At 65.5% G+C, this 14,120-nt stretch carries 15 protein-coding genes; 5 read left to right on the top strand and 10 right to left on the bottom strand.

The genetic code is table 11. The features are described from left to right. Positions 1-30 precede the first annotated feature (30 nt). The 4 genes from AzCIB_RS09730 to AzCIB_RS09745 all read left to right on the top strand — a co-directional run bounded on the left by AzCIB_RS09730 (position 31) and on the right by AzCIB_RS09745 (position 2,275). Positions 31-747, top strand: a complete 717-nt coding sequence (locus tag AzCIB_RS09730; RefSeq protein WP_050415712.1) for an SIMPL domain-containing protein — start codon at positions 31-33, stop codon at positions 745-747. A 39-nt stretch (positions 748-786) separates the two neighbouring features. Next, on the top strand, positions 787-1,116 hold the full coding sequence (locus AzCIB_RS09735; RefSeq protein ID WP_050415713.1) for an MliC family protein: 330 nt from the start codon (positions 787-789) through the stop codon (positions 1,114-1,116). A gap of 90 nt (positions 1,117-1,206) precedes the next feature. Then, positions 1,207-1,749, top strand: coding sequence for a C40 family peptidase (locus AzCIB_RS09740; RefSeq protein WP_050415714.1), 543 nt, complete (start codon positions 1,207-1,209; stop codon positions 1,747-1,749). Positions 1,750-1,843: 94 nt separating this feature from the next. After that, positions 1,844-2,275, top strand: a complete 432-nt coding sequence (locus AzCIB_RS09745; RefSeq protein WP_050415715.1) for a CBS domain-containing protein — start codon at positions 1,844-1,846, stop codon at positions 2,273-2,275. Positions 2,276-2,305: 30 nt separating this feature from the next. Here AzCIB_RS09745 and ftsB read toward each other — a convergent pair whose 3' ends face one another. The 6 genes from ftsB to AzCIB_RS09775 all read right to left on the bottom strand — a co-directional run bounded on the left by ftsB (position 2,306) and on the right by AzCIB_RS09775 (position 7,989). Further along, positions 2,306-2,584 carry a cell division protein FtsB gene (gene ftsB, locus AzCIB_RS09750; protein ID WP_050415716.1) on the bottom strand — a complete coding sequence of 93 codons (279 nt, stop codon included), beginning with the start codon at positions 2,582-2,584 and terminating at the stop codon, positions 2,306-2,308. Positions 2,585-2,694: 110 nt separating this feature from the next. Beyond that, positions 2,695-3,984: a phosphopyruvate hydratase gene (gene eno, locus AzCIB_RS09755; protein ID WP_050415717.1), complete on the bottom strand. Its 1,290-nt coding sequence runs from the start codon at positions 3,982-3,984 to the stop codon at positions 2,695-2,697. Positions 3,985-4,042: 58 nt separating this feature from the next. Further along, positions 4,043-4,882, bottom strand: a complete 840-nt coding sequence (gene kdsA, locus AzCIB_RS09760; protein WP_050415718.1) for a 3-deoxy-8-phosphooctulonate synthase — start codon at positions 4,880-4,882, stop codon at positions 4,043-4,045. Positions 4,883-4,892: 10 nt separating this feature from the next. Further along, on the bottom strand, positions 4,893-6,536 hold the full coding sequence (gene pyrG / locus AzCIB_RS09765; protein ID WP_050418315.1) for a CTP synthase: 1,644 nt from the start codon (positions 6,534-6,536) through the stop codon (positions 4,893-4,895). 305 nt (positions 6,537-6,841) lie between these two features. After that, on the bottom strand, positions 6,842-7,390 hold the full coding sequence (locus AzCIB_RS09770; RefSeq protein ID WP_050418316.1) for an isochorismatase family protein: 549 nt from the start codon (positions 7,388-7,390) through the stop codon (positions 6,842-6,844). A gap of 194 nt (positions 7,391-7,584) precedes the next feature. Continuing rightward, on the bottom strand, positions 7,585-7,989 hold the full coding sequence (locus AzCIB_RS09775; protein ID WP_050415719.1) for an acyl-CoA thioesterase: 405 nt from the start codon (positions 7,987-7,989) through the stop codon (positions 7,585-7,587). 168 nt (positions 7,990-8,157) lie between these two features. On the opposite strand from AzCIB_RS09775, the gene AzCIB_RS09780 reads away from it, so the two are divergent. Continuing rightward, the gene (locus tag AzCIB_RS09780; RefSeq protein ID WP_050415720.1) at positions 8,158-9,801 is read left to right on the top strand and encodes an electron transfer flavoprotein-ubiquinone oxidoreductase; all 1,644 of its coding nucleotides are present in this window, start codon (positions 8,158-8,160) and stop codon (positions 9,799-9,801) included. Positions 9,802-9,887: 86 nt separating this feature from the next. Here AzCIB_RS09780 and AzCIB_RS09785 read toward each other — a convergent pair whose 3' ends face one another. The 4 genes from AzCIB_RS09785 to AzCIB_RS09800 are packed head-to-tail and all read right to left on the bottom strand — an operon-like array spanning position 9,888 to position 14,119. After that, positions 9,888-10,361, bottom strand: coding sequence for a thioredoxin domain-containing protein (locus AzCIB_RS09785; protein WP_050415721.1), 474 nt, complete (start codon positions 10,359-10,361; stop codon positions 9,888-9,890). After that, positions 10,358-11,575: an exo-alpha-sialidase gene (locus AzCIB_RS09790; RefSeq protein WP_232299405.1), complete on the bottom strand. Its 1,218-nt coding sequence runs from the start codon at positions 11,573-11,575 to the stop codon at positions 10,358-10,360. The genes AzCIB_RS09785 and AzCIB_RS09790 overlap by 4 nt, the downstream gene beginning before the upstream one ends. After that, positions 11,569-13,674 (bottom strand): TonB-dependent receptor, encoded by a 2,106-nt coding sequence (locus tag AzCIB_RS09795; RefSeq protein ID WP_050415723.1) that lies wholly within the window; start codon positions 13,672-13,674, stop codon positions 11,569-11,571. The genes AzCIB_RS09790 and AzCIB_RS09795 overlap by 7 nt, the downstream gene beginning before the upstream one ends. Then, positions 13,664-14,119 carry a copper chaperone PCu(A)C gene (locus AzCIB_RS09800; RefSeq protein ID WP_050415724.1) on the bottom strand — a complete coding sequence of 152 codons (456 nt, stop codon included), beginning with the start codon at positions 14,117-14,119 and terminating at the stop codon, positions 13,664-13,666. Before AzCIB_RS09800 ends, AzCIB_RS09795 begins: the two co-directional genes overlap by 11 nt. Position 14,120 lies beyond the last annotated feature (1 nt).

The raw sequence follows: 14,120 nt of genomic DNA on the forward strand, positions 1-14,120 counted from the left end.
CTGCGCGCCTTGATGCCTTCCGAACGGAATATGCACATACCTACGGCCCTGCAACGCTGCCTGCTGATCTTGGCGCTTCCGCTGCTCGCCTCCACGGCGAGCCACGCAACCGAACCGAAAGCGGACAGCGGGGCCACCACGGTCGAGCTGTCGGCCGACGCCCGCCGCGCGGCACCCAACGACCTCGCCATCGCAACCCTTTATTTCGAGGCGGACGACCGCAATCCCGGCGCGCTCGCGCGCAAGGTCAACAGCGCCATTGCGGCGGCACTCGAACAGGCGCGCGCCCAGGCAACGGTGAAGGCGAAGTCTGCCGGCACGGCCACCTTTCCGGTCTATGGCAAGGAAGGCCGGCGCATCGAAAGCTGGCGCATGCGCTCCGACATCCAGCTCGAAAGCCGGGACCTCCCCGCCCTCACCGAACTCGTCGGCAAGCTCCAGGGAACGCTCGCACTTTCCGGCCTGACCCTGCAGCCCTCGCCCGAAACCCGCAAGAGCACCGCCGACCTCGCCGCCACCGACGCAATCCGCGCCTTTCAGGAGCGCGCCGGCGCCATCGCCGCCACGCTGAACAAGCCGTGGCGGATTCGCCATCTCTCCGTCGCCCACGGTGGCAGCCCCCGCCCCCCCTTCCCCGCGGCGCGCGCGGCGGCGGCATTCGCCGCAGAGGCCTCGCCCATGCCCGTCGAAGCCGGCGAGACCGAAATCATCGTCACCGTCAGCGGCACCATCGAACTGACGGACTAACGCGGCACACACCCGCCGCACGCTTCTATAAGACACTAAATGCGCCTCGATCGCCAACTGGCAGCCCTTTCCGCACTACTCATTGGCGCGGGTTCCCTCGCCGGCACCGCCTGGACCCGCGACGGTTCGCGGGTCGTCAGCTACACCTGCCCCGGTGGAGAGCAATTCACCGTCGAGTACTTCGAAGGCCACGTGCGCCTGCGCACGGGCGCCGGCATCTTCGCCCTCACGGGCGAGAAGTCGGCCAGCGGCGAAAAGTATTCCGACGGTTATACGGTACTCTCGGCCAGCGGAGACCAGGCCGTACTCGAAAGACCGGGACTGCCCGAAAGTCAGGCCTGCAGCGCCATCCGCAAGGCCTCGCTCTGACCCCGGGGCGGAAACGTCCGCGCGTTCGGCCCCGCTGGACACCCGACGACTATTTCCCTATCGTTTGGGGATAATGTGCAGGGGAGCTCCATGGTCGTCCGCAAGCTGCTTCATGCCCTGACGGCATCTGCGATCGCAGCCTTGGTCGCAGCCTGCGGCAGCGTCCCGGCCCCGCGGCCCGACGTCTCCTCCGCACCAACCGTCCCTTCCGGACGCGCAAGCGCCGACTATTTCGTCCTCGACGACCCCGAGCATTCGCGCGAGATGGTCATCTTCGCGCTGGGCCTGATCGACACCGGCTACCGCTTCGGCGGCCGCAATCCCGACGCGGGCCTCGACTGCAGCGGCATGGTTTCCTATGTCGTAGAGCAGATCTCCGGCCGCCGCCTGCCGCACAATGCCGCGCAGATTGCCGACCGAACGCGGCCGGTCAGCCTCGCGGTGCTCCAGCCGGGCGACCTCGTATTCTTCAACACGATGAACCGACCTTACTCCCACATGGGCATCTACATGGGCGAAGGCAAGTTCGTGCATGCGCCATCGAGCCGCGGTCGCGTGCGCGTCGAACGGCTCGACAGCCCCTATTTCCGATCCAGATTCGACGGCGCCAGGACGCTCCTGGCGGACAGTTGAACAAGGCGGCCCGGGCGCCCACAACCCGGGGCGGCGCTGCACCCGCCGACGCTGACAGGAAGCATCTCATCAAACCTTCGGCAGGAGCAGAACCATGCATACACGTAAGATCAACGAGGTCATCGCCGGCCGCCCCATCCTCACGGGTCCCGCCCACCTCACTGTCAGCGACGCCGCGCGCCTCATGGCCGAAGCCAAGGTCGGATCGATCATGGTCACCGAAGGCGGCAATCTCATCGGCATCTTTACCGAACGCGACGCCCTCGTCAGAGTGCTGGCCGCAGGTCTGGATCCTCAGACGACGCCGATCGCCCGCGTGATAACCTCGCGCGTGATGACCGCAACGCCCGAGATGCCGCTCGGCCACGCATTGCACCTGATGTTCGAAGGCGGGTTCCGCCACGTGCCCATCGTGGACAACGGTCGCCCCGTAGGAATGGTGTCGGCGCGTGATGCGCTCGGACCCGAGCTCGTGGAATTCGAGGGCGAGCTGCTGCAGCGGGAAGCGATCGCCGAAGTGCTCTGAGCAGGCCGCACGCCCCGGAGGGAGCCGCCGTCAGGGCTTCTGCCGGGGGGTGTGAACGAAGACTTCGCCGGGCTTGGTCAGCCCGAGCTCGAAGCGTGCGCGTTCCTCGATCGCTTCGTTGCCGGACTTCAAATCGCGCACTTCGGCCTCCAGGCCCGCGTTGCGCTGTTCCAGTGCGCGGTTCTTCTCGCGCTGCTCCTGCAGCTGACGGTCCACGTCCCATACCCGCAGCCAGCCGCCCTTGCCCAGCCAGAGCGGGTACTGCAGGAGTGCCACCAGCAGGACGAGGATGACCAGAGGCCAGCGCATAAGGATGAAAATCTGCTCGTAATCAAAAGAAGGCCGGCGAATTCATCGCCGGCCTTGTGCATCGAATCAATGCGGACGGCCCTCGCGGGCCGCCGCCGACCGCGGAACGCTTAGCGCACGCGCAGGTTGTAGAAGGCGCGACGGCCCGGGTAGCTGACGGTATCGCCGAGATCTTCCTCGATGCGCAGCAGCTGGTTGTACTTCGAGATACGGTCGGAACGCGACAGCGAGCCGGTCTTGATCTGCATCGCGTTGAGGCCGACCGCGATGTCCGCGATCGTCGAGTCCTCGGTCTCGCCCGAACGGTGCGAGATCACAGCAGTGTAGCCAGCGCGCTTAGCCATCTCGACTGCGGCGAAGGTTTCCGACAGCGTGCCGATCTGGTTGATCTTGATGAGGATCGAGTTGGCGATGCCCTGGTCGATGCCCTGCTCGAGGATCTTCGTGTTGGTCACGAACAGGTCGTCGCCGACGAGCTGGATCTTGCGGCCGAGCTTGTCGGTCAGCGTCTTCCAGCCGGCCCAGTCGTTCTCCGCCATGCCGTCCTCGATCGACACGATCGGGAAACGGTCGGCCAGCGTCGCGAGATAGTCGGCGAAGCCTTCCGAGCTCAGGGTCAGGCCTTCGCCCGCGAGGACGTACTTGCCGTCCTTGTAGAACTCCGACGCCGCGCAGTCGAGTGCCAGCACCACCTCGCGGCCCGGCTCGTAACCGGCGGCCGAGATCGCGTCCTGGATCATGTTAAGGGCTTCCTCGGTGCTGCCGACGTTCGGCGCGAAACCGCCCTCGTCGCCGACGGTCGTCGGGTAGCCCTTCTTGTCGGTGAGCTTCTTCAGGTGATGGAAGATCTCGGCGCCGCAACGCAGCGCCTCACGGAAGCTGGTCGCGCCGACGGGCATGATCATGCATTCCTGGATATCCAGGCTGTTGTTGGCATGCGCGCCGCCGTTGATGACGTTCATCATTGGCACCGGCATCGCCATCGGGCCCGAACCACCGAAGTAGCGGTAGAGCGGCAGGCCGGCCTCTTCGGCGGCAGCCTTCGCGACGGCCATCGACACGGCCAGCATCGCGTTGGCGCCGAGGCGCGACTTGTTCTCGGTGCCGTCGAGCTCGATCAGGGTCCGGTCGATGAAGGACTGTTCCTCGGCGTCGAGGCCGATGATCGATTCCGAGATCTCGGTGTTGACGTTCTCGACCGCACGCAGGACGCCCTTGCCCAGGTAGCGCGCGGCGTCGCCGTCACGCAGTTCGATGGCTTCGCGCGAACCGGTCGAGGCGCCCGACGGCACCGCCGCGCGGCCCATCACGCCGGATTCGAGCAGAACGTCCGCCTCGACGGTCGGGTTGCCGCGCGAATCCAGAATTTCGCGGGCAATGACATCAACGATTGCACTCATGGGTATTCCTGTCCTTCCAGGGGTCAAAAATGGGTTGATCGAAACGCAGGCAGCCGCTTCAGACGGCCAGTTCCATGAAGCCGTGGCGCTTCACCAAGCTGTCGATGTCCTTCAGCGTCGCCAGCAGCGCCTTCATCTTCGGCAGGGGCCACGCATTCGGGCCGTCCGACAGGGCCTTCGCCGGATCGGGATGAGTTTCCATGAACAATCCCGCCACGCCCACCGCCACGGCCGCGCGCGCCAGCACCGGCACGAACTCGCGCTGTCCGCCCGAGGCCGTGCCCTGCCCGCCCGGCAGCTGCACCGAATGGGTCGCATCGAACACGACCGGGCAGCCCGTTTCGCGCATGATCGCAAGGCTGCGCATGTCCGACACGAGATTGTTGTAACCGAACGATGCACCGCGTTCGCACACCATGATGGTGTCCGCACCGCCGTTGGCCTCGCGCGCCTTGTCGACGACGTTCTTCATGTCGCCGGGGGCCAGGAACTGCCCCTTCTTGATGTTCACCGGCTTGCCGCTGGCGGCGACCGCATGGATGAAGTCGGTCTGGCGGCACAGGAAGGCCGGGGTCTGCAGCACGTCGACGACGGCCGCCACGGCCGGGATTTCCTCGATCGCGTGCACGTCGGTCAGCACCGGCACGCCGAGCTGCTTGCGCACGTCGGCGAGGATCTCGAGCCCCTTCTCCATGCCCGTACCGCGGTAGGACTTGCCCGAACTGCGGTTGGCCTTGTCGTACGACGACTTGTAGATGAAGGGGATCGCCAGCTCGGCGCAGATCTCCTTCAGCGCGCCGGCCGTTTCGAAGGCCATGTCGCGCGACTCGATCACGCACGGCCCGGCAATCAGGAAGAACGGCTTGTCGAGGCCGACCTCGAATCCGCAGAGTTTCATCGCGACTCCCTCAGGCCGCCGCAGCGGCCGCCTTGCGCGCCAGCGCCGCCTTCACGTAGGCCGTGAATAGCGGATGTCCCTTGCGCGGGTTGGAAGTGAATTCCGGGTGGAACTGGCAGCCGACGAACCACGGATGCACGTCGGCCGGCAGTTCGATCATCTCGCACAGGTCGGTGCCCGGAGCGCGGCCGGAGACGACCAGACCCTTCTCTTCGAGTTGCGAGAGCAGCTTGTTGTTCACTTCGTAGCGGTGGCGGTGACGCTCGACGACGTCGGCGGAACCGTAGACCTCGCGCGCCAGCGAGCCGTCGGCAAGGTGGCACAGCTGGGCGCCGAGGCGCATCGTGCCGCCGAGATCGGAGCTTTCGCTGCGCTTTTCGACCTTGCCGGTGCGATCCTGCCATTCGGTGATCAGGCCGATCACCGGATACTGCGTATCGCGCTCGAACTCGGTCGAATGCGCACCGGCCATGCCGGCAACGTCGCGGGCAAACTCCACGACGGCGAGCTGCATGCCCAGGCAGATGCCCAGATAGGGAACCTTGTTCTCGCGTGCGTAGCGGATCGCGGCGATCTTGCCCTCGGTGCCGCGCTTGCCGAAGCCGCCCGGCACCAGGATGGCATCCATCTTTTCCAGCGCCTTGCAGCCGTCGCGCTCGATATCCTCGGAGTCGAGGTAGTGGATCGTCACCTTGCTCTCGGTGTGCATCCCGGCGTGGTTAAGCGCTTCGATGAGCGACTTGTAGGATTCGGTCAGGTCGACGTACTTGCCCACGAAGGCGACGTCAACGGTCTGCTTCGGGTTCTCGAGCGCATGGACGAGCTTTTCCCACACGCTCAGGTCTGCCGCGCGCGCGAGGATGTTGAGCTTGTGGCAGACGATTTCGTCGAGCATCTGGTCGTGCAGCTGCCCGGGGATCTTGTAGATCGAGTTCGCGTCGAGGCACTCGATGACCGCTTCGTGCATCACGTTGCAGAACAGCGCGATCTTGCGGCGCTCGTCGGCGGGGATCGAACGGTCGGCGCGGCACAGCAGAATGTCGGGCTGGATGCCGATCTCGCGCAGCTCCTTCACCGAATGCTGCGTCGGCTTGGTCTTCAGTTCGCCCGCGGTCGGGATGTACGGAACCAGCGTCAGGTGGATGAAGCAGGTGCCATTGCGGCCCTCCTCGAACCCCATCTGGCGGATCGCCTCGAGGAAGGGCAGCGACTCGATGTCGCCCACGGTGCCACCGACCTCGACGATCGCCACGTCGGCACCTTCGGCGCCGCGCTTGATGTACTGCTTGATCTCGTCGGTGATGTGCGGGATGACCTGCACCGTCTTGCCGAGATATTCGCCGCGGCGCTCCTTCTTGATCACCGCTTCGTAGATCTGGCCGGTGGTGAAGTTGTTGCGCTTGCTCATGCGGGCGCTGGTGAAGCGCTCGTAGTGGCCCAGATCGAGGTCGGTCTCGGCGCCGTCCTCGGTCACGAAGACCTCGCCGTGCTGGAACGGGCTCATCGTGCCCGGATCGACGTTGATGTAGGGATCCAGCTTGAGGTGGGTAACCTTGATGCCGCGGGATTCGAGAATGGCCCCCAGCGAGGCCGCTGCAATGCCTTTGCCCAAAGAGGACACGACACCGCCGGTAACGAAGACGTATTTGGTCATGGGAACGTTGCTGCGGGAAAGCGCGATCATAACCGAAGAGGCCCGCGGGCCGGAAGCGATGTGCGGCACCTGCCGATTTCCCCGGCCGAAAACGGTGTGGTCGTAAATGCCGTCACGAGCGCGAAACGCGAAGCGGCGCGGGCGAACGGGCGGCGCCTGATCCTGCTCGGAGCCTTCGGCCGCCACAGCTTCTGCGACCTGCTTCTCGCCCCTTATTGCGGTGCAGATCGCAGCGACAGGGAGATGATGCGACATGCCGCGCCAATGGCGCACGCCAGACGACGAGCCGCTGTTCCCCGAAACGATCAGCGGATGAAGTCGCGGTTCACTCCGCGGAAGAGCTCGGTACCGCCTCGGCGCAGCCACTCGAAGGCGACCATTTCCCGCGACACGATCTCGATGCCGTGACCGCGCATGCGCGCGAACGCCAGGTCCCGATCGCTCGATCGCCGCGAGCCGGCGGCGTCCGCCACCACAAAGACGTCGCGGCCGGCCCAGCGCAGCCCCAACGCGGTCTGCTGGACGCACACATGAGCCTCCGTTCCGCACACGACGACCTGCCGCCGGTCGTCGATGGCCGTGCCCCTGAGGCATCCGTCCGCCTCGGCCGAGAAATGCTCCTTGGTGACGAACTGCGCCCCGGCAGCGACGGCCGCAGCCTTCACTTCGGCGACAGTGCCCCCGATCTTGTCCGGGAAGTGCTCCGTGACGACCATCGGCACCCCCATGCGCGCGGCGACGCCGGCAAGCCAAACGCAGTTGCGCACGATAGCCTCGCCCTCGTCGATCGCCGGCGCGAGGCGCTCCTGCACGTCCACGATCAGCAGTACGGACTTCTCGCAGTTCATCAGCATCATCGGATCTCCCTATGAATTCGCAGCGTTCAGGTGGCCGGCCCGGCGCGATCGCGGAACCGTACCGGCGTATCGGGGGTCGCCCGCGCTTCGACGTTCCCGATCCGCTCCGGACAGGATGAGGACATGCGCGATCGCACAAAAATGTGTCATATTCGCCCCGGACTGTACCCGATCTGACGGGCGATGATGCGTCAGAGAGAAGCGCGCAGTCCTTCCGGCAGCGGCACCGACTTGTTCGTGCCCATGTCCATCCACACCACCTTGGACGCACCTTCCGCATAGAGCCGCTCGTCGCCCTCGACGAAGAGCTCATACCAGGTCATCGCGCTGCTCCTGCCGGGTTCGCCTGCATACATCTTCACGATCACGGTCGCCGGATAATTCACCGGCAGCAGGAAGGTGCAGCTGGCGTTGATCACGACCGGCCCCGTACCGCAATTTGGATCTACTCTGAATCCGAGCTGTTCGATCCATTCAATGCGCGCCTGCTCGCAATAGCGGAAATACACGGTGTTATTGACGTGCCCGTAGTAATCCATGTCGCCCCAGCGCACCGGGATGCGGGTGGTATGGACCAACTTTCGTTCCTGTTCCATTCAATCGATTCCTCTGGTTTGGCTCGACAAGACACTCTAACATACGGTACCGTATGTTCGATATGCACCGGTGCGACAGGTGACGTGCGCGTCCAAGGGCATGCATGTATTAAACTGCATCCCCGCGATGCACAAAACCAATATGCGCGTATTCAAATGGAGAACTGAATGGAACGCGAATCGATGGAATTCGACGTCCTGATCGTCGGCGGCGGCCCCGCGGGGTTGGCTGCGGCGATCAGGCTGAAGCAACTGGCGGCCGAAAAAGGCAGCGATATATCCGTCTGCCTGATCGAGAAGGCCGCCGAAATCGGCGCGCACATTCTCTCCGGAGCCGTGATGGACCCGCGCGCGCTGAACGAGCTGATCCCCGACTGGAAGGAACAGGGCGCGCCGCTGACCACCGAGGTCACTGAAGACCGCGTGATCTTCCTCAACGAAACGGGCGGGCGCAAGGTCCCCACCGGCCTTCTGCCGGACTGTTTCCTGAACCACGGCAACTACATCGTGCGCCTGGGCAACGTCGCCAAGTGGCTCGGCGAGCAGGCCGAAGCACTGGGCGTCGAGGTCTATCCGGGTTTTGCGGGGGCCGAGATCCTGTTCGACGAGACGGGCGCTGTGAAGGGTGTGGCGACCGGCGACATGGGCGTCACGCGCGAAGGCGAACAGGGCCCCGCCTACCAGCCGGGCATGGAACTGCACGCGAAATACACGCTGTTTGCCGAAGGCTGCCGCGGGCATCTGGGCAAGCAGCTCGAAACTAAGTTCAACCTCCGGAACGGCGTCGATCCGCAGACCTACGGCATCGGCCTGAAGGAGCTGTGGGAAGTCCCCGCCGAGCGTCATGAGCCGGGCGTGGTCGTGCACACCACCGGCTGGCCCCTGCCCTCCGACACCTACGGCGGCGGCTTCGTCTATCACCTCGAGGACAACCTCGTGGCGATCGGCTACGTCGTGGGCCTCAACTACACGAATCCGCACCTCTCGCCGTTCGAGGAGTTCCAGCGCTACAAGACGCATCCGGAGATCCGCAAGTACCTCGAAGGCGGCAAGCGTCTGGCCTACGGTGCGCGCGCGATCGCCGCCGGCGGCCTGCAGAGCCAGCCCAAGCTGGTGTTCCCGGGCGGCGCGCTCATCGGTGACGACGCGGGCTTCCTCAACGCCGCACGCATCAAGGGCAGCCACGCCGCGATCAAGAGCGGCATGCTGGCCGCGGACGCCGCGTTCGAAGCCCTCGCGGCAGAACGCCAGCGCGACGAGCTCTCGGCCTTCCCGGAAGCTTTCAAGAACAGCTGGCTGTTTGATGAGCTGCACAAGACGCGCAACTTCAAGCCCTACATGAAGAAGGGCCTGTGGATGGGGTCGCTCCTCTTCGGCTTCGACCAGAAGGTGCTCAAAGGCAAGGCGCCGTGGACGCTGCACAACAGCTCGGACCACGACAAGCTGAAGCTCGCGTCGGAGTGCCCGAAAATCGACTATCCGAAGCCCGACGGCGTGCTGACCTTCGACCGACTCTCCTCGGTGTTCCTGTCGAACACCAACCACGAGGAAGATCAGCCCTGTCACCTGCAGCTGAAGGATGCTTCGGTGCCGATCGCGGTGAACCTCGCGAAGTACGACGCGCCCGAGCAGCGCTACTGCCCGGCCGGCGTATACGAGATCGTCCGCGACGAATCGGGATCGAACCCCCGCCTGCAGATCAACGCGCAGAACTGCGTGCACTGCAAGACCTGCGACATCAAGGACCCGACGCAGAACATCAACTGGGTCGTGCCGCAGGGCGGTGAAGGACCGATCTACCAGGGGATGTAAGCCCCAACCGGCTGCCGACCGGCGGCTGGGCCTGCTACAGGCAAAGGGCGGCTTCGGCCGCCCTTTTCACTGTCCGGCCAGCGGATTCATGGGTTCGTCTGCAGACCGAGGGACGACCGCACCGTCGCCTCCGTGACAACGCCCGACAAGGCGGTCTTGCCGCCCTTCCCGTCGAAAAAGATCGTTCTCGGCAGCTCGCCGCGCCACTTCGGATCGAGCGCGTACCCGAGGGCTTCGGGGGATTCCGGCCCGTAGGCGAAGCGCTGCCCGGGCACGGCAAGCAGGTCCAGCGGTTCGGCCAATCCGGCAGACTGCGGCTCCACGGCCACCGTGACCAGCCTGAACCTGGGGTCGGTCTTGGCCATCTCGGCAAAGAGCTTGAGGTTCTTCTTGCAGTGGACACATTCCGAGGACCACAGGGCGACGATCGTCGGCACCGCGTGGCTCGACGGAGTGACGATCCGGGCGGCGGCGGACCGGTCCAGGGCCTGGAATTCAGTCGCGCCGCAGGCAGCGGCAACGCACCAGGACAAGCTCGCAACGATGCGTCGGATCTTCATTCCAGCCGGTACCCCTGCATGCCTTCGTTCTCCGTCCGCCAGAATGCGAACAGCGCGTCGCCGCGACGGATCACGCGCGGCTGGTCCGATGCGCCACCGGTGGCCGCTAGTGCCCGCGCACTGAAGGTCGCGCCGCCGTCTGCCGATACCTCGGCCTGCAGGCGCGTGCGCTCACCGTCGAATTCCTTCCAGACAATGGCGACGTGCCGCCCCGCGGTCGCGATGTCCGCATGCGCCGCCCGCTCGCCGCCCAACGCGCGCTGCCCGTCCACCCGACCGTCTTTCAAGCGCCCGTAGAAGACACGCCCTTCGCCATCCTTCTCGTTGAACCACACTGCGTGACGCGTGCCGTCAGGCGCGACGGCGAGCGAGGGGCCGTGGTGCGGGCAGGCGTCGATGCGCCAGCGGTCGAAGGTGGCGCGCGCAACCTGTCCGGGCGCCCCTTCCGCGCTCAGCTTGACCACCGCATGGTCGCGCTCGTTGGGTTCGAAGACATGGCGCCACATCAGCAGCGGGAGCCCATCCGTATCCCCGATGATCCCGATGCGACAGCATTCGCAGGAATGGTCGGCGATCTTCTGCTCGGTGCGAAAACTGCGCCCACCGTCCTCCGAGATGGCCGCGTAGATTGCCGCGCCGCGGTAATCGCGATTCGCCGCCTGCGCGAGTTCGAGGTCGCGCTTGTCGATCCACGCCAGCACGACCTTGCCGGCGCCGGTCACGGCGAGCGACTCGAAGCGATGGGTGATCTCCTGGCGGTCGCGATGCACCGTGACGGGCGCCGTGAAGTGGCGCCGGTCATCGGCACGTGCGAAGCGGATCTCGCCGGTGAAGCGCTTCGCCAAGGGCCGGGTCCATGACACCAGTGCCGCACCGTCGGCATCGAAGGCAAGCTTGGGTCGATTTTCGCCGTCGGCCGCGATCTGCTCCGGTTCCGCATTGACGACGACGGGCGCCTCCCAGTTGCGCCCATCGTCCGCACTGCGATGAAGGAGCACATGCTGGCCGTCCTTCGTCACGGCGTACAGCGCGCCGTCGGGTGCGAAGGCCGTGCTTGTTCCCAACTCCGGTCGCGCCGGCTTGGCGCCGGCCGTTCCGTGCATGTGCCGAGCCGGCTGAACTTCGGCCGCGCCGGCGTTCGCGATCACGAACGCCCCCAGCACAGCCATCATCGCCCGTCGCGTTGCGCTCAAGGGCATGGCAGCGCTCACCATTTCGCCTCCACACCTGCGATCACCGTACGCGGCAATCCCGGCGAATAGACCGGGGTGCTCCGAGTCGACAGCTGCGCGCTTTCGGCGTAGCGCTTGTCGGTCAGATTCTGGACGCTGCCGAATAGCGACCAGGTCGGGTTGAGCGCGTAATTCCCGCGCAGGTTGAAGAGGTTGTGGCCACCGTATTTCACCGTGTTCGCGTCGTCGAGCCAGTAGGATCCGATCCTCGACCACTCGAGCTGCGCCCGGATCGCGGCCGTCGGCGTCCAAGTTAAGCGGGTGTTGGACATGAAGCGCGGCGCGCTGGCCTGCTCGTTGCCACCGAAATCGTCTCTTTCCGTTTCCCAATTTTCAAATTCATGCCATGCATAAGACATCGCGACATCGAGCCTGACGGCGCGATGCAGCGGCACACCGAGCCCGAGTTCGACACCACGGTGACGCGTCTTGCCGGCATTGGTCGTGATCGTCTGCGTCGTTTCCGGATCACGCTGGCTCACGATGTCGTCGCGCTTCGTCAGGTCATAGGCGACCAGATCGTAGGACACGCCGGCAACCACGCCACGAATACCAAGCTCGAACTGTTCGGCGCGGATAGCCTCCAGTTCGACCGCGGACTGCGCGAGCGCCAGCGCCGATGCACGGCTCGTCGCCCTCGACGGACGGAAGAGCTGCGACTCCGACGGCGCGCGGAACCCCTGGTTGTATGAGGCGAACAGGTGGGTATCGCGATCGAGCGCATACGTCGCTCCGAACTTCGGCGTCACGCGACGGAAACTCACCGTGCTGTCAGCCGCTTGGCCGTAAAAGCTGGTTCCCGCCTGGACGGCCCCCGCGGCGAAGTCGTTGCGGAAGGCGTAGCGCATGTCGTCGTAACGCAGTCCTACGGTCAGGCGCAGCCTGTCGGTGGGCGAAATCTCGCCGTGCAGGTAGGGCGAGATGCCGCGATATTCGACGTCGTAATCGTAGATGCGCGGCCCCACGGTGTAGTCGATGAATTCCTGGCTCGCACCGCTTCCGCGCGTCGTCGCATTGATCCGGTTCTCGCGCCGCGATCCGGGGCTCATGTCGAGATCGACGCCCGCGATCAGGCGCGCACGCATGGGCGCGAAATCCTGGCGCCACTTCGCCATCAGGCCGTAGGACTGGTTCCGCGTCTCGGCAAGACTCGGGTCGAAGCGCAGCGCGAAGCTCGCCAGCAGGTCCATGCTGTTGTCGCGCACGTAGGGCGTGATCGACAGCAGCGAATCCGCGGTCTCGTGCTCGAAACTGCTCGACAGGCGCAGCGCGCTGACCTTGCGGAAGGCGATCGGCAGGTAGTTGCGCTTCGGGTCGTGCCTGTAGTCCTCGCGCACGAGGGGTGAATTGGCGCCCGTGTCCTGATCGATCTCGGAGAAGCCGAGGACGGTCTTCAGCGAAGTGCTGTCGCCGATGAAGTGGTCCCAGCGCAGCGTGCCGCTCTTGCGGTCGTAGGCGGTATCGTCGCGCCATCCGTCGGTCGCGGAGAGATTCAGGTCGGCGCGAAAACCGCCGTTTGCGTAACCCGAGCCGCCACTCAGCAGCGCGCGCCGCCAGCCGTGTTCGCCGATCTCGACGGAGCCCCCGAGCTCGGTCTTCGGCGGGGGCACGCGCGTCAGCACGTTAACGACGCCACCGATGGCATCCGAACCGTACAACGCCGAGGACGGGCCGCGGTTCACCTCGATGCCGCCCGCCTGCGGCACGTTGATCTCGTACAGCGCGTTGTGATTGAAGAAGCCCGGCGAACGGGACGGAATGCCGTCTTCGAGGAACAGGTACACCGGGCTCGTCGTGAAGGGCTGACGAATCGAGGTCGTGTGCCCCTCGCCGTTGGTCACCGCGACCGCAGCGCCCGGAATCTGGTTCATGACCTGGGCTGGATGGGCCGGCTTGTCTGCCGCAAGTGCCTCCGCCTTCACCGCTCCGACCGAAGCCGGCGTCTCGACCAGCCGTTCCTTTTCGCGCGTGCCGGTGACGGTCACCTGTTCGAGGATGGTTTCGGCCTCGGCCGCCGAAGCCCCGCCGATCGCGCAAGCGCAGGACAGCGCGACGAGGGCGCGGATTCGTTCAGCGCCCATGGCCGGCGCCTCCGATCGTGCCGAGCGGCCGCACCGCAGCCTTGACCTCGAGCGTCTCGCGCTTGCCGTCACGCCCTTCCACCGTCAGGGTCAGCGGCACGGTATCGCCGGGCTGCAGCGGCTGGCGCAGATCCAGCAGCATCACGTGATGCGCCCCGGGCTTGAGTTCAACGGTCTGGCCGGCGGGAAGCGTCACCCCTGCGACAGGGCGCATCTTCATGACGTCCTTCTCCATCGCCATTTCATGGATCTCGACGGTACCGGCGACCGGCGAGCCCGCCGCGACCAGCTTCGCATCTTGCGATGCAGTGAGCCGCATGAAGGCTCCGGTAACCTTCTGGTGCGGCACGGTCGCGCGCACCCACGGTTCCTCGACTTTGATGTCTGCCTGCGCGGGCAGCGAGAAGGCGATCACGGACAGGGCTGCTGCAATGTAATGCTTCATG

The sequence above is a fragment of the Azoarcus sp. CIB genome, from assembly GCF_001190925.1.
GTDB lineage: Bacteria > Pseudomonadota > Gammaproteobacteria > Burkholderiales > Rhodocyclaceae > Aromatoleum.

Excerpts from the sequence above, each read along its gene's own strand:
- AzCIB_RS09740 (WP_050415714.1), top strand. The coding sequence starts at position 1,207 with ATGGTCGTCCGCAAGCTGCTTCATGCCCTGACGGCATCTGCGATCGCA.
- ftsB (WP_050415716.1), bottom strand. The coding sequence starts at position 2,584 with ATGCGCTGGCCTCTGGTCATCCTCGTCCTGCTGGTGGCACTCCTGCAG.
- pyrG (WP_050418315.1), bottom strand. The coding sequence starts at position 6,536 with ATGACCAAATACGTCTTCGTTACCGGCGGTGTCGTGTCCTCTTTGGGC.
- AzCIB_RS09730 (WP_050415712.1), top strand. The coding sequence starts at position 31 with ATGCACATACCTACGGCCCTGCAACGCTGCCTGCTGATCTTGGCGCTT.
- eno (WP_050415717.1), bottom strand. The coding sequence starts at position 3,984 with ATGAGTGCAATCGTTGATGTCATTGCCCGCGAAATTCTGGATTCGCGC.
- AzCIB_RS09780 (WP_050415720.1), top strand. The coding sequence starts at position 8,158 with ATGGAACGCGAATCGATGGAATTCGACGTCCTGATCGTCGGCGGCGGC.
- kdsA (WP_050415718.1), bottom strand. The coding sequence starts at position 4,882 with ATGAAACTCTGCGGATTCGAGGTCGGCCTCGACAAGCCGTTCTTCCTG.
- AzCIB_RS09790 (WP_232299405.1), bottom strand. The coding sequence starts at position 11,575 with ATGGTGAGCGCTGCCATGCCCTTGAGCGCAACGCGACGGGCGATGATG.
- AzCIB_RS09770 (WP_050418316.1), bottom strand. The coding sequence starts at position 7,390 with ATGCTGATGAACTGCGAGAAGTCCGTACTGCTGATCGTGGACGTGCAG.
- AzCIB_RS09800 (WP_050415724.1), bottom strand. The coding sequence starts at position 14,119 with ATGAAGCATTACATTGCAGCAGCCCTGTCCGTGATCGCCTTCTCGCTG.
- AzCIB_RS09775 (WP_050415719.1), bottom strand. The coding sequence starts at position 7,989 with ATGGAACAGGAACGAAAGTTGGTCCATACCACCCGCATCCCGGTGCGC.
- AzCIB_RS09795 (WP_050415723.1), bottom strand. The coding sequence starts at position 13,674 with ATGGGCGCTGAACGAATCCGCGCCCTCGTCGCGCTGTCCTGCGCTTGC.
- AzCIB_RS09735 (WP_050415713.1), top strand. The coding sequence starts at position 787 with ATGCGCCTCGATCGCCAACTGGCAGCCCTTTCCGCACTACTCATTGGC.
- AzCIB_RS09745 (WP_050415715.1), top strand. The coding sequence starts at position 1,844 with ATGCATACACGTAAGATCAACGAGGTCATCGCCGGCCGCCCCATCCTC.
- AzCIB_RS09785 (WP_050415721.1), bottom strand. The coding sequence starts at position 10,361 with ATGAAGATCCGACGCATCGTTGCGAGCTTGTCCTGGTGCGTTGCCGCT.